This is a genomic window from Acidobacteriota bacterium (assembly GCA_016716715.1).
Classification (GTDB): Bacteria; Acidobacteriota; Thermoanaerobaculia; order UBA5066; family UBA5066; genus Fen-183.
This window is the reverse complement of record JADJVE010000004.1, coordinates 330,402-343,260: the sequence shown is the minus strand read 5'-3', so window position 1 is coordinate 343,260 and position 12,859 is coordinate 330,402. Positions and strand designations below refer to the sequence as shown.

General features: G+C 66.4%; 21 protein-coding genes. All 21 read left to right on the top strand.

Features of this window, described 5'->3' with window-relative positions; all coding sequences use genetic code 11:
• The first annotated feature begins 66 nt into the window (after window positions 1-66).
• The 21 genes from IPL89_08885 to rplF all read left to right on the top strand — a co-directional run bounded on the left by IPL89_08885 (window position 67) and on the right by rplF (window position 12,855).
• The gene (locus IPL89_08885; protein ID MBK9063298.1) at window positions 67-441 is read left to right on the top strand and encodes a 30S ribosomal protein S12; all 375 of its coding nucleotides are present in this window, start codon (window positions 67-69) and stop codon (window positions 439-441) included.
• Between the two features lie 9 nt (window positions 442-450).
• The gene (gene rpsG / locus IPL89_08880; protein MBK9063297.1) at window positions 451-921 is read left to right on the top strand and encodes a 30S ribosomal protein S7; all 471 of its coding nucleotides are present in this window, start codon (window positions 451-453) and stop codon (window positions 919-921) included.
• 161 nt (window positions 922-1,082) lie between these two features.
• Window positions 1,083-3,158 (top strand): elongation factor G, encoded by a 2,076-nt coding sequence (gene fusA, locus IPL89_08875; GenBank protein MBK9063296.1) that lies wholly within the window; start codon window positions 1,083-1,085, stop codon window positions 3,156-3,158.
• A gap of 30 nt (window positions 3,159-3,188) precedes the next feature.
• Window positions 3,189-4,391, top strand: a complete 1,203-nt coding sequence (tuf, locus tag IPL89_08870; protein MBK9063295.1) for an elongation factor Tu — start codon at window positions 3,189-3,191, stop codon at window positions 4,389-4,391.
• A gap of 106 nt (window positions 4,392-4,497) precedes the next feature.
• Window positions 4,498-4,815: a 30S ribosomal protein S10 gene (gene rpsJ / locus IPL89_08865; protein ID MBK9063294.1), complete on the top strand. Its 318-nt coding sequence runs from the start codon at window positions 4,498-4,500 to the stop codon at window positions 4,813-4,815.
• A 55-nt stretch (window positions 4,816-4,870) separates the two neighbouring features.
• Complete coding sequence (gene rplC / locus IPL89_08860) at window positions 4,871-5,524, top strand: 50S ribosomal protein L3 (GenBank protein ID MBK9063293.1); 654 nt, start codon at window positions 4,871-4,873, stop codon at window positions 5,522-5,524.
• A gap of 9 nt (window positions 5,525-5,533) precedes the next feature.
• Window positions 5,534-6,259 (top strand): 50S ribosomal protein L4, encoded by a 726-nt coding sequence (gene rplD / locus IPL89_08855; GenBank protein MBK9063292.1) that lies wholly within the window; start codon window positions 5,534-5,536, stop codon window positions 6,257-6,259.
• On the top strand, window positions 6,256-6,555 hold the full coding sequence (rplW, locus tag IPL89_08850) for a 50S ribosomal protein L23 (GenBank protein ID MBK9063291.1): 300 nt from the start codon (window positions 6,256-6,258) through the stop codon (window positions 6,553-6,555). The genes rplD and rplW overlap by 4 nt, the downstream gene beginning before the upstream one ends.
• A 4-nt stretch (window positions 6,556-6,559) precedes the next feature.
• Window positions 6,560-7,381 (top strand): 50S ribosomal protein L2, encoded by an 822-nt coding sequence (gene rplB / locus IPL89_08845; GenBank protein MBK9063290.1) that lies wholly within the window; start codon window positions 6,560-6,562, stop codon window positions 7,379-7,381.
• Window positions 7,382-7,396: 15 nt separating this feature from the next.
• A complete protein-coding gene (gene rpsS / locus IPL89_08840; GenBank protein MBK9063289.1) occupies window positions 7,397-7,732 on the top strand; it encodes a 30S ribosomal protein S19 in 336 nt (111 codons plus the stop codon).
• An 11-nt stretch (window positions 7,733-7,743) separates the two neighbouring features.
• Entirely contained in the window at window positions 7,744-8,406 is a 663-nt protein-coding gene (locus IPL89_08835) for a 50S ribosomal protein L22 (GenBank protein MBK9063288.1), read from the top strand.
• A gap of 12 nt (window positions 8,407-8,418) precedes the next feature.
• The gene (rpsC, locus tag IPL89_08830) at window positions 8,419-9,066 is read left to right on the top strand and encodes a 30S ribosomal protein S3 (GenBank protein ID MBK9063287.1); all 648 of its coding nucleotides are present in this window, start codon (window positions 8,419-8,421) and stop codon (window positions 9,064-9,066) included.
• Between the two features lie 12 nt (window positions 9,067-9,078).
• Complete coding sequence (gene rplP, locus IPL89_08825; GenBank protein MBK9063286.1) at window positions 9,079-9,504, top strand: 50S ribosomal protein L16; 426 nt, start codon at window positions 9,079-9,081, stop codon at window positions 9,502-9,504.
• A 2-nt stretch (window positions 9,505-9,506) separates the two neighbouring features.
• Complete coding sequence (gene rpmC, locus IPL89_08820) at window positions 9,507-9,995, top strand: 50S ribosomal protein L29 (protein MBK9063285.1); 489 nt, start codon at window positions 9,507-9,509, stop codon at window positions 9,993-9,995.
• Between the two features lie 15 nt (window positions 9,996-10,010).
• Window positions 10,011-10,391, top strand: a complete 381-nt coding sequence (gene rpsQ, locus IPL89_08815; protein ID MBK9063284.1) for a 30S ribosomal protein S17 — start codon at window positions 10,011-10,013, stop codon at window positions 10,389-10,391.
• Window positions 10,388-10,762, top strand: coding sequence for a 50S ribosomal protein L14 (gene rplN, locus IPL89_08810; protein ID MBK9063283.1), 375 nt, complete (start codon window positions 10,388-10,390; stop codon window positions 10,760-10,762). The genes rpsQ and rplN overlap by 4 nt, the downstream gene beginning before the upstream one ends.
• Window positions 10,763-10,764: 2 nt before the next feature.
• Window positions 10,765-11,130 (top strand): 50S ribosomal protein L24, encoded by a 366-nt coding sequence (gene rplX, locus IPL89_08805; protein MBK9063282.1) that lies wholly within the window; start codon window positions 10,765-10,767, stop codon window positions 11,128-11,130.
• A 3-nt stretch (window positions 11,131-11,133) separates the two neighbouring features.
• Window positions 11,134-11,676, top strand: coding sequence for a 50S ribosomal protein L5 (rplE, locus tag IPL89_08800; GenBank protein MBK9063281.1), 543 nt, complete (start codon window positions 11,134-11,136; stop codon window positions 11,674-11,676).
• Window positions 11,677-11,693: 17 nt separating this feature from the next.
• Window positions 11,694-11,879: a type Z 30S ribosomal protein S14 gene (locus IPL89_08795; GenBank protein ID MBK9063280.1), complete on the top strand. Its 186-nt coding sequence runs from the start codon at window positions 11,694-11,696 to the stop codon at window positions 11,877-11,879.
• 12 nt (window positions 11,880-11,891) lie between these two features.
• Window positions 11,892-12,290, top strand: a complete 399-nt coding sequence (rpsH, locus tag IPL89_08790; protein MBK9063279.1) for a 30S ribosomal protein S8 — start codon at window positions 11,892-11,894, stop codon at window positions 12,288-12,290.
• Between the two features lie 7 nt (window positions 12,291-12,297).
• Window positions 12,298-12,855 carry a 50S ribosomal protein L6 gene (rplF, locus tag IPL89_08785; protein MBK9063278.1) on the top strand — a complete coding sequence of 186 codons (558 nt, stop codon included), beginning with the start codon at window positions 12,298-12,300 and terminating at the stop codon, window positions 12,853-12,855.
• Window positions 12,856-12,859: the final 4 nt, after the last annotated feature.

Here is a 12,859-nt window from a genome sequence, read left to right as displayed (position 1 = left end):
CCGGTTCGCCACTCGATAGTCCGTCATTCGACTCGCCAAGCGTTCCGAAGGAGTCTCGAAAGTCCCATGCCGACGATCAGCCAGCTCGTGAGAAAGGGCCGCGAAGCCGTCCGTTACAAGACGAAGTCGCCCGCCCTGCAGTCCTGCCCGCAGCGCCGCGGCGTTTGCACCCAGGTGAAGACGACGACCCCGAAGAAGCCGAACTCGGCTCTCCGGAAGATCGCGCGCGTGCGCCTCACGAACGGCATCGAGGTCACGACCTACATCCCCGGCATCGGGCACAACCTCCAGGAGCACTCCATCGTCATGATCCGCGGAGGCCGCGTGAAGGACCTTCCCGGCGTGCGCTACCACATCATCCGCGGGACGCTCGACGCCGTCGGCGTCGCGAACCGCAAGCAGTCGCGCTCCAAGTACGGCGCGAAGCGTCCGAAGGCTTAAGGAAACGACATGCCGCGTCGCCGTGAAGTCCCGAAACGCGAAGTCCTCCCGGACCCGCTCTACCAGTCCCAGCTCGTGACGAAGTTCATCAACTGCGTCATGGAGCGCGGCAAAAAGTCCACCGCCGAGTCGATCTTCTACGGCGCGATGAAGCAGATCGAGCAGAAGACGTCGGACGATCCGCTCAAGACATTCAAGAAGGCTCTCGAGAACGTCAAGCCGGTTCTCGAGGTCAAGTCGCGCCGCGTCGGCGGCTCGACGTACCAGGTTCCTGTCGAGGTCAAGCCGAACCGACGGACCTCGCTCGCGATCCGCTGGGTCATCTCGTACGCGCAGGCGCGCGGCGAGAAGACGATGCGGGACAAGCTCGCGGGCGAGCTTCTCGACGCCGCCAACAACCGGGGCAACGCCGTGAAGAAGAAGGAGGACACCCACAAAATGGCCGAGGCCAACAAGGCCTTCGCCCATTACCGCTGGTAGAACTGCCACACCCGGGTGAGGGGAAACCGGCCGGTGCGAACCGGACAGGTCCTTTCGGAGACCCGGAACACGCCTTAAGCGTGCGAAATGGAGGGAGAGCGCGACGCTCGCGCGCCCCTCTCATTTGACGGCGCAGTCAGCCCGGAACGGGATACAAGCTCATGCCGAGAAATCACCCCCTCGAGATGTGCCGAAACATCGGCATCATGGCCCACATCGACGCGGGCAAGACGACGACCACCGAGCGCGTCCTCTATTACACCGGCGTCAACTACAAGATCGGCGAGGTCCACGACGGGACCGCGACGATGGACTGGATGGTTCAGGAGCAGGAGCGCGGCATCACGATCACGTCGGCCGCGACGACCTGTCACTGGAAGGGCATCCGCGTCAACATCATCGACACGCCCGGCCACGTCGACTTCACGGCCGAGGTCGAGCGCTCGCTGCGCGTTCTCGACGGCGCCGTGGCCGTGTTCGACGGCGTCTCCGGCGTCGAGCCGCAGTCCGAGACCGTGTGGCGCCAGGCCGACCGCTACGGCGTCCCGCGCATCGCGTTCATCAACAAGATGGACCGCGTCGGCGCGGACTTCGACCGCTGCGTCGACATGATGGTCACGAAGCTCGCCGCCAAGCCCACGCCCGTCCAGATCCCGTGGGGCTCGGCCGAGACGTTCGAGGGCGTGATCGACCTCATCGAGGGCAAGGCCTACGATTTCAAGGACGACGCGCTCGGCGCGGAATTCGAGACAGTCGAGGTCCCGGCCGACCACAAGGCCATGTACGACAAGTACCGCGAGCGGCTCATCGAGCTTCTCGCGGAGACCGACGACGTCCTGATGCAGAAGTTCATGGACGGGCACATTCCGACGCCGGACGAGATGCGTGCGGCGCTGCGCAAGGCGACCGTCACGGGCAAGCTCCATCCGGTCGTCTGCGGCTCGGCTTTCAAGAACAAGGGCGTCCAGCAGCTTCTCGACGCCGTCGTCGAGTACCTTCCCTCGCCGCTCGACATTCCCGCGATCCGCGGCGTGGACGAGGACGGCAACGAGGTCGCTCTCGACACGCGGGACGACGCGCCGTTCGCGGGCCTCGTCTTCAAGATCATGACCGACCCCTTCGTCGGCCAGCTCGCCTTCTTCCGCGTCTACGCGGGCCACCTCGACGCGGGCTCGGGCGTCTACAACGCCACGAAGCAGACGAACGAGCGCATCGGCCGCATCCTCAAGATGCACGCGAACAAGCGGGAGGAGATCAAGGAGATCTGGGCGGGCGACATCGGCGCCGCCGTGGGCCTCAAGAACGTCACGACCGGGGACACGATCTGCGAGCGCGACCACATCGTCGTCCTCGAGTCCATGAAGTTCCCCGAGCCCGTCATCACGCTCTCGATCGAGCCGAAGACGAAGGCCGACCAGGAAAAGATGGGCATGGCGCTCGCGAAGCTCATGCAGGAAGACCCGACGTTCCGCGTCCACACGGACAAGGAGACGAACCAGACGATCATCGCCGGGATGGGCGAGCTCCACCTCGAGATCATCGTCGACCGCATGGTGCGCGAGTTCAACGTGGGCGCGAACGTGGGCAAGCCCCAGGTCGCCTACCGCGAGACGATTCGCCGCGAGACGCCGGGCGAGGGCAAGTTCATCCGCCAGTCGGGCGGCAAGGGTCAGTACGGCCACGCGAAGATCCGCCTGCGCCCGCACCCGGAAGGCAAGGACTACGAGTTCGTCAACGCCATCTCGGGCGGCTCGATCCCCAAGGAATTCATCAAGCCGATCGACCAGGGCATCCGCGAGGCGATCCTGACGGGCGTCCTCGCCGGCTACCCGACGGTCAACATCCAGGTCGAGCTGTACGACGGCTCTTTCCACGACGTCGACTCGTCGGAAATGGCGTTCAAGATCGCCGGTTCGATGGCGTTCCAGGACGCCGCGAAGAAGGCGAACCCCGTCATCCTCGAGCCCATGATGGCGGTCGAGGTCGTCACGCCGGACGAGTTCCTCGGGCCCGTCAACGGCGACCTGAGCTCCCGCCGCGGCCGGATCAACCACATGGAGCCCCGCCTGAACTTCCAGGTCATCACGGCCAGCGTGCCGCTGTCCGAGATGTTCGGCTACGCCACCACACTGCGGTCCCTCACCCAGGGCCGTGCCAACTACACGATGCAGTTCGAGAGATACGACGAGGTCCCGAAGGCGATCGCCGAGGGGATCATCGCCAAGGTCTCGGTCTAGAGAAAGCCGCCAGGAGCGAAGGAGAGACAGATGGCCAAGGAGAAATTCGCGCGCACGAAGCCCCACGTCAACGTCGGCACGATCGGTCACGTCGACCACGGCAAGACGACGCTGACGGCGGCTCTCACGAAGGTCCTCTCGACGAAGGGGTTCGCCGTCTCGAAGTCCTATGACGACGTCGCAAAGGCCGACGCGAAGACGTTCCGGCGCGACGCGACCAAGATCCTCACGGTCGCCCTCGCGCACGTCGAGTACGAGACCGAAAAGCGTCACTACGCCCACATCGACTGCCCGGGCCACGCGGACTACATCAAGAACATGATCACGGGCGCCGCGCAGATGGACGGCGCGATCCTCGTCGTCTCGGCGCCGGTCGGCCCGATGCCGCAGACGAAGGAGCACGTCCTCCTCGCCCGCCAGGTCAACGTGCCCGCGATGGTCGTCTACCTCAACAAGTGCGACATGATGGAAGACCCCGAGCTCCTCGACCTCGTCGAGCTCGAGGTGCGCGAGCTCCTCTCGAAGTACGGCTTCCCCGGCGACAAGATTCCGGTCATCCGCGGTTCGGCCATCAAGGCCCTCAACGATCCGACCGGCCCGGACGCACAGTCCATCTGGGATCTCGCCGCCGCCCTCGACGCGAGCATTCCCGAGCCCACGCGCCTCACGGACAAGGACTTCCTCCTCCCGATCGAGGACGTGTTCTCGATCTCGGGCCGCGGCACGGTCGTCACGGGCCGCGTCGAGCGCGGAATCGTGAAGGTAGGCGACGAAATCGAGATCGTCGGCCTTCGCGACACGCAGAAGAAGACGGTCACCGGCGTCGAGATGTTCAAGAAGCTCCTCGACCAGGGCCAGGCGGGCGACAACGTCGGCGTCCTGCTCCGCGGCGTTGAGCGGACGGACGTCGAGCGCGGGCAGGTTCTCTGCAAGCCCGGCTCGATCAAGCCGCACACGAAGTTCAAGGGCAAGGTGTACATCCTGTCCAAGGACGAGGGCGGCCGCCACACGCCGTTCTTCAACAACTACCGCCCGCAGTTCTTCATCCGCACGACGGACGTCACGGGCTCGGCCGCGCTGCCGGCCGGCGTCGAGATGGTCATGCCCGGCGACGACGTCGAGCTCGAGATCACGCTCATCTCGCCGATCGCAATGGAGAAGGGCCTCAAGTTCGCCATCCGCGAGGGCGGCCGCACGGTCGGAGCGGGCACCGTCACGGAGATTCTTGCTTAGGAGATAGAGAGAGGGTTCCGGATGGGCCGGGGTTTCTTACCTTCTAAGAAATTCCCCGGTCCTCTTCCGGGGGCCCGATCCCTTCCAAAGAAAGCAAAAGACTTTTATGGCCAACGACAGAATCCGCATCCGCCTCAAGGGTTACGACTACCGGATCCTCGACCAGTCGACGACCGAGATCGTCGACACGGCGCGCCGTTCGGGCGCCAAGGTCGCGGGGCCGATCCCGCTGCCGACGACCATCGCGCGCTGGACGGTCAACCGCTCGCCGCACGTCGACAAGAAGTCGCGCGAGCAGTTCGAGATGCGGACCCACAAGCGCCTGCTCGACATCTTCGAGTGGACGCCGCAGACGGTCGACGCGCTCACGAAGCTGGAGCTTCCCGCGGGCGTCGAGGTCGAAATCCGGACGATGGGCAAGTAGGAAGTCGAAAAAAGAACCGCCTCGTCTCTTCCAGGGGCGCGGCGAGGAAAGAAACATGATCAACGGAATTCTGGGACGCAAGATCGGGATGACCCAGGTCTTCGAAGCGGACGGCACGGTCGTGCCGGTCACCGTCGTCGAAGCCGGGCCCTGCCTGGTCGTCCAGCGCAAGACGAAGGACCACGACGGGTACGACGCCGTCCAGCTCGGGCTCGTCGGCCGCGTGTCGCCGCGCCGCCTCACGGCGGCCGCCAAGGGACACTTCGAAAAGGCGGGCGTGCCGCCGGCGAAGACCCTCGGCGAGGTCCGGTGCGACGCCGACGAGAAGGCCGCCCCCGGCGACAAGGTGCTCTGCGACATCTTTGCCGAGAAGGAGCACGTCGACGTCGTCGGCGTCTCCAAGGGCAAGGGCTTCCAGGGCGTCGTGAAGCGCCACGGCTTCACCGGCGGCGCCGCGACGCACGGCTCGATGTTCCACCGCGCGCCGGGCTCCATCGGCCCGTCGGCCTTTCCCTCCCGCGTCTACCCGGGCACGCGCTCGTCGGGACGCATGGGCGGCAAGCAGACGACGATGAAGAACCTCATGGTCGTCCGCGTGGACACCGAGAACCACCTCATCTATCTCCGCGGTGCGGTTCCGGGAGCTCGCAACACGGTCGTCAAGATCGTGAAGAAGCTCTCCCGGAAAGCCGGCGGAGCGGCGGCGTAAGGAGCGGCCATGGCAGACAAGAACACGAAGACCGCCGCTCCGAAGAAGGCGTCCGCTCCGAAAGCCGCGGCCGCTCCGAAGAAGGCTGCTGCCCCGAAGGCGGCCGCCCCCTCGCTGAAGCTCAAGGTGCGCAACGTCAAGGCCGAGACCGTCGGCGAGGCGACGCTCCCCGAGGAGATCTTCGGCGTGCCGTTCCGCCGCCACCTCGTGTGGGAAGTCGTCAAGCAGATCCGGGCGCGCGAGCACCGCGGAACGCACAAGACGAAGACCCGCGCCGAGGTGTCCGGCTCCGGCAAGAAGCCGTTCAAGCAGAAGAGCACCGGCCGCGCCCGCCAGGGTGGCGGCCGCCCGCCGCTGCACCGCCACGGCGGCACGGTGTTCGGTCCCGTTCCGCACTCCTACGCGCTCAAGGTGAACGCGAAGGCGAAGAAGGCGGCGCTCCGCTGCGTGCTCTCCGAGAAGGCGCGCGAGCAGAAGGTCGTGCTTCTCGACGCGCTCAAGCTCGCGACGCACAAGACCAGGGACTTCGCGAGCGTGCTCGCGAAGCTCGGGGTCGAGGGCAAGACGCTCGTCGTCGACCGTAAGGGCAACGAGAACCTCGCCCGCGCCGTGGCGAACAATCCCAAGGTCACGACGCTGGACCCGCTCGGGCTCAACGTCTACGACGCGCTGAACGCCGGAACGATCGTCCTCACCGAGGACGCCCTCCGTGCCGTTTCGGAGGTGCTGGCATGAACCCGCGCACTCACCAGGCCGTCATCGTGCGTCCCGTCCTGACGGAGCGCTCGACGGCGATGAGCCAGACCCAGAACGTCCTCACGTTCGACGTCGCCCGCGACGCGAACAAGATCGAAATCCGCAAGGCCGTCGAGGCCCTCTTCCAGGTCAAGGTCGACGCCGTCCGCGTCGTCGCCGTGAACGGGAAGATCAAGAAGGTCGGGAAGTCCATCGGACGCGCGCAGGACCGGAAGAAGGCCTACGTGAAGCTCGCGAAGGGCCAGAAGCTCCCGGCCCTGTTCGAAGGGGTGTGACGCCATGCCCGTGAAGTCCTACAAACCGACCTCTCCCGGCATGCGCCAGCGGACGACGTCCGATTTCTCGGAGATCACGAAGTCCGAGCCGACGAAGTCCCTCACGAAGGGCAAGCTGAAGACCGGCGGCCGCGACAGCCGAGGCCACCTCACGTCCTGGTGGCGTGGCGGCGGCCACAAGAAGCGGTACCGCGACATCGACTTCAAGCGCGACAAGCACGGGATCCCGGCGAAGGTCGCCTCGATCGAGTACGACCCGAACCGCTCCTCCCGCATCGCGCTCCTGAACTATGCCGACGGCGAGAAGCGCTACATCGTCGCGCCCGCCGGCCTCGCGGTCGGGGCCACCGTCGTGTCGGGCCCGACGGCCGACATCGTGCTCGGGAATGCGCTTCCCCTGAAGTCGATCCCGCTCGGCACCGTCGTGCACAACATCGAGTTTCAGCCGGGCCGCGGCGGGCAGATCGCCCGTTCGGCCGGTGCGAGCGCCCAGCTCATGGCGAAGGAGGGCGGTTTCGCGCTCCTGCGCGTGCCCTCGGGCGAGCTGCGCCGCGTGCGTGTGGACTGCTACGCCACGATCGGCCAGGTTGGAAACCTCGAGCACGAGAACATTTCGATCGGCAAGGCCGGCCGCAACCGCTGGCTCGGCTGGAAGTCGCACAACCGCGGCGTCGCCATGAACCCCGTCGACCACCCCATGGGCGGCGGCGAGGGCAAGACGTCCGGCGGCCGCCACCCCACGTCGCCGTGGGGCTGGAAGACCAAGGGCAAGAAGACCCGCAACAACAAGCGTACCGACGCGCTCATCGTCAAGCGCCGCAAGTAGGAGACGAGGGAAAACATGTCTCGTTCCACGAAAAAGGGGCCGTTCGTCGACGCGCCGCTCCTCGAAAAGATCGCCTCGATGAACGCAGCGGGCGAAAAGCGCGTCCTGAAGACCTGGTCGCGCCGCTCGACGATCCTGCCCGACATGGTCGGCCACACGCTGGCCGTCCACAACGGCAAGAAGTTCATCCCCGTCTACATCTCCGAGAACATGGTCGGGCACAAGCTCGGCGAGTTCTCGCCCACGCGCACGTTCAAGGGCCACTCGGGTCGCAAGATCGAGAAGGGCGCCACGCCGGGCGCTCCGGGCGCGCCTGGTGCACCGGCCGCCGCGCCGGCGGCGAAGGCCTGAGGAGGGGACCGATGGAATCCGTCGCCCGTCTCCGCCACTACCGCGGCTCCGCGCAGAAGATCCGCCTCGTGGCGGACCTCATCCGCATGAAGCCCGTCGGGAAGGCCCTCGCGACCCTGCGCACGACGCGCAAGGGCTGCTCGTCCGATCTCCTGAAGCTCGTGGAGTCCGCGCTGGCAAACGCCCAGCAGAACGAGTCGGGCGTCGACGCGGATGCGCTCGTCGTCTCGAAGATCCACGTCGACGAGGCCGGCCGCAAGCCGCTGCAGCGCAACGCGATGATCCGCAGGATCTCGAACTACAAGAAGCGGTTCGCGCGCCCGCGCTTCATGTCCGGCCCGCAGGGCCGCATGTGGCTGGTCCCGCGCCCGTTCTGCCACGTCACGGTCGTCCTCTCCGACGAGGCCGTCGCGCGCAAGGCCGCGGGCCTCAAGGCCGAGGCGGCGAAGCCGCTCGTCAAGAAGCGCCAGGGCCGCGTCGCGGCCGCCGTCGCCGCAGCCGCGCATCGCCCCGGCAAAGAGGATCGCGCCGTCGAGCGCGCGCACAAGAAGGTTGCGTCCGACGAGAAGAGGGCCGAGCGGGTCGAAGCCGCCGAAGTGAGTCACGCCTCGGACAAGAACCCGAGGAACGAGAAGAAGTCGAAGAAGCCGACGAAGCCGGAATCGGCCGGGTAACGGGAGCACACGATGGGTCAGAAAGTCCACCCCTACGGTTTCCGCATCGGCTACAACCGGACCTGGCACTCGCGCTGGTACGCCGAGAAGGACTACCTCAAGTTCCTCCACGACGACATCAAGCTCCGCGAGGAGCTCAAGCGCGACCTCGCGAACGCCGCGGTGTCCGAGGTGGAGATCGAGCGCGGAAACAAGCTCAAGATCAACATCATGACCGCCCGTCCCGGCGTCATCATCGGGAAGAAGGGCGCGTCCGTGGATCAGCTCCGCGACCGGCTGCAGCAGCGGCTCGGCAAGGACATCCACGTGAACATCATCGAGATCCAGCGCCCCGAGACGGACGCGCAGCTCGTGGCCGAGTCCATCGCGATGCAGCTCGAGCGCCGCGTCGCGTTCCGCCGCGCGATGAAGAAGGGCATGGAGTCCGCCTTCCGCTTCGGCGCGCAGGGAATCAAGATCCGGTGCGGCGGGCGCCTCAACGGCGCCGAGATCGCGCGCTCCGAGTGGTACCAGGAGGGCCGCCTCCCGCTCCACACCCTCAAGGCCGACATCGACTACGGGTTCGCCGAGGCGCGGACGACGTACGGAAAGATCGGCGTCAAGTGCTGGATCTACAAGGGCGACCTGCACCGCGCGAAGAGCCGCCGGAAGGTTGCGTAAGGAAGAACGCCGATGTTGATGCCGTCCAAGGTCAAGTACCGCAAACAGCAGCGCGGCCGCATGCGCGGCACGGCGCTCCGCGGGTCCGAGCTCTCCTTCGGGGAGTACGGGCTGCAGGCGCTCGAGCCGGGCTGGCTCACCGCGCGCCAGATCGAGGCGGGCCGCGTCGCGGTCCAGCGCCACGTCAAGCGCGGCGGGAAGCTGTGGATCCGCGTGTTCCCCGACAAGCCGATCACGAAGAAGCCGCTCGAAACCCGCATGGGCAAGGGCAAGGGCGCGCCCGAAGGCTGGGTGTGCGTCGTCAAGCCTGCCCGGATCCTGTTCGAGATGGAAGGCGTGGACGAGAAGACCGCGCGCGAGGCGTTCAAGCTCGCGGCGGACAAGATCGGGATCGCGACCCGCTTCGTCTCGCGCACGTTCCTCGCGGCGGTGAGGTGAGCATGAAGATCCAGGCGATGCTCGACTGGTCCCCCGACGAGAAGGCCGCGAAGGTGAAGGAGTGGACGCAGTCTCTCTTCACGCTCCGCCTCCAGAAGGCGACGGGCCAGCTCGAGAACCCGATGAAAATCAAGCAGCTCCGCAAGGACATCGCCCGCCTCAAGACCGCGCTCCACATGGGCTCGGCGGAAGTGGCGGCGGCGGCGGCGCACGAAGTCGCGCCGGCGCACACCGAGGGAGCCGAAGAGACGGGAACGAAGACTTCTTCGAGCGGGAAGAGCGCGGCCACGGCGAAGCCCAAGGCTCACGCCGCCGCGTCGGGCAAGGGCGCGAAGAAGCGCGCGGCGGCCAGCAAGAAGAAGACGGCCACTCCCGCGAAGGCCCATTCACCTTCTAAGAAATCTTCTTCTTCCTCCTCCGGCGCCTCCGCCAAGAAGGCGGCTCCGGCGAAGAGCAAGTCCGCTCCCGCCAAGAAGAGCAAGAAGAAGTAGCAGGAAGAACAGAGTATGAGCACCACCCCGACCCCCGGCTCTCCGGCCAACGCCGCGCCCGCCCGGCGCTCGCGCAAGACCGGAACCGTCGTCTCGAACAAGATGGAGAAGACCGTCGTCGTCGAGGTGTCCCGCCTCGTCAAGCACGAGCGGTACGGCCGCTACATGAAGCGCTCCGAGCGCTTCCTCGCGGACGACCGTGTGCTGAAGTCCCAGCCGGGCGACACGGTCCAGATCGAGGAGACCCGCCCGCTGTCCGCGAGGAAGCGCTGGCGCGTCATCGCGATCGTCACGAAGGGCCACGGCGAGGTCGCCGACACGGCCGAGGTCCCGGGCAGCGCGCCGAAGAAGTCCGTCAAGCGGACCGACGCGCCCGCGGAAGGGAGGGCGTCGTGATCCAGATGGGAACGATCCTCGAGGTCGCCGACAACTCCGGCGCGCGTCGCCTGGCCTGCATCAAGGTCCAGGGCGGCTCGACCGGCGATTACGGCCGCATCGGGGACGTCATCACCTGCTCCGTGAGGGAGTCGAACCCGGACGCGCCCGACGCGGTCAAGAAGGGGAAGGTCGTCAGGGCCGTCATCGTCCGCACGGTGCGCGAGCACCGCCGCCGCGACGGCAGCTACATCAAGTTCGACACGAATGCGGCCGTCCTCGTCAACAACGAAAAAGAGCCGATCGGCACCCGCGTGTTCGGGCCGGTCGCGCGCGAGCTCCGCGAGAAGAAGTTCATGAAGATCATCTCGCTGGCTCCGGAAGTCATCTGACCATGAAGAAGAAACAGCCGACGTACGGCGGCAAGCGCCGCATCCGCAAGGACGACACCGTCGTCGTCCTCACCGGCAAGGACCGGGGCGCGCAGGGCAAGGTCCTGCGGGTCATCCCGGACAAGGGCCGGGCCATCGTCGAGGGCGTGAACAAGATCAAGCGCGCGACGCGGGCGAACCCCCAGAAGAACATCAAGGGCGGCATCCTCGAGCGCGAGGCTCCGATCGCCATCTCGAACCTCATGCTCGTCGACCCCGAGGGCGGCAAGCCGACGCGCGTCGGCATCCGCAAGGAGGGCGCCGAGTGGGTCCGCTACGCCAAGAAGAGCGGCGCCACGATCGGCACGCTCCGGGCGGCGGGGGAGTAAGCCATGACCGCGCGACTTTCCGAGAAGTACAAGAAAGAGGTCGTCCCCGTCCTCAAGAAGGAATTCGGCATCGAGAACCCGATGGCGGTCCCGAAGGTGGAGAAGGTCGTCCTCAACATGGGCATCGGCGAGGCGATCACGAACGCCAAGCTCGTCGACGCCGCCGCCGAGGAGCTCACGAAGATCGCCGGCCAGCGCGCCGTCGTGACGAAGGCGAAGAAGTCCATCGCGACCTTCAAGCTGCGCGCCGGCATGCCGATCGGCTGCCGCGTCACGCTGCGCGGGGAGCGGATGTACGAGTTTCTCGACCGGCTCATGAACGTGGCGCTGCCGCGCGTCCGCGACTTTCGCGGCGTGCCGACGCGCGCCTTCGACGGCCGCGGGAACTACACCCTCGGCGTGAAGGACCATGTGATCTTTCCCGAAATCGACCCCACCAAGATCGACAAATCCAAGGGACTCAACGTCACCATCGTCACAACGGCAGGCTCGGACGACCGGGCCCGGGTTCTCCTTCGGGAACTCGGCATGCCGTTCGGGCGATAGGCCAAGGAGCGACCGAAATGGCTCGTCGCGCCGCGATCATCAAGGCGAACTCGAAGCTGAAGTACGCGATCCGCAAGCGCAACCGTTGCGCGCGCTGCGGACGTCCGCGGGCTTTTCTCCGCAAGTTCGGCATGTGCCGCATCTGTTTCCGCAATCTCGCGCTCGCCGGTTACATCCCGGGCGTGACGAAGGCGTCGTGGTAGGAGGAAGGCGAGATGAACGTCACTGATCCCGTCTCCGACCTCCTGACCCGCCTGAGGAACGCGATTTCCGCGCGCCACGAGAAGGCCGACGTTCCGTCGTCGCGCTTCAAGGTGGAGCTCGCCCGCATCCTCAAGGACGAGGGTTACATCAAGAACTTCAAGGTCATGGACGACCGTGGCGGGAGCCTCCTTCGTCTGTACCTCAAGTACGACGACACGGGAAACCCGGTCATCCACGGCCTCTCGCGGTCCAGCAAGCCGGGCCGCCGTCTCTACAAGGGCAAGGACGAGCTCCCCGAGGTCCTCGGCGGACTCGGAGTCGCCATCGTGTCCACTTCGCAGGGCCTCCTCTCCGGCAACGACGCGAAAAAGCGCGGCGTCGGCGGCGAGGTCGTCTGCACGGTGTGGTGAGGAAGCCATGTCGCGAGTCGGAAAAAAGCCGGTGACCGTGCCCAAGGGCGTCGACATCCAGGTCGGCCCCTCGGCCGTGACCGTGAAGGGGCCGAAGGGCTCCATGACGGCGCCGATCCTCGCGGGGATCGTCGTCGAGAAGAAGGACGGGACTCTCGTCCTCGTGCGCAGCGGCGAGGAGAAGCGGGACAAGGCTCTCCATGGCCTGAACCGTGCTCTCGTCCAGAATGCGGTCCTCGGCGTGACCGAGGGCTTCAAGCGCGAGGTCGACCTCGTGGGCATCGGCTTCAAGGCCGAGGTCAAGGGGAAGAACGTCGTCTTCAGCGTCGGCTTCTCGCACCAGGTGACGTTCCCGATGCCCGAGGGCGTCACGGTGAACGTCGCGCCGGACGCGAAGGCCAAGGACGTCACGCACATCGTCGTGACGGGCATCGACAAGCAGAAGGTCGGCCAGACGGCGACCGAGATCCGCGGGATCCGTCCGCCGGACCCGTACAAGCTCAAGGGCTTCCGCTTCGTCGGCGAGGTCCTCAAGAAGAAGGCCGGCAAGGCCACGGGCAAGTGAGGAA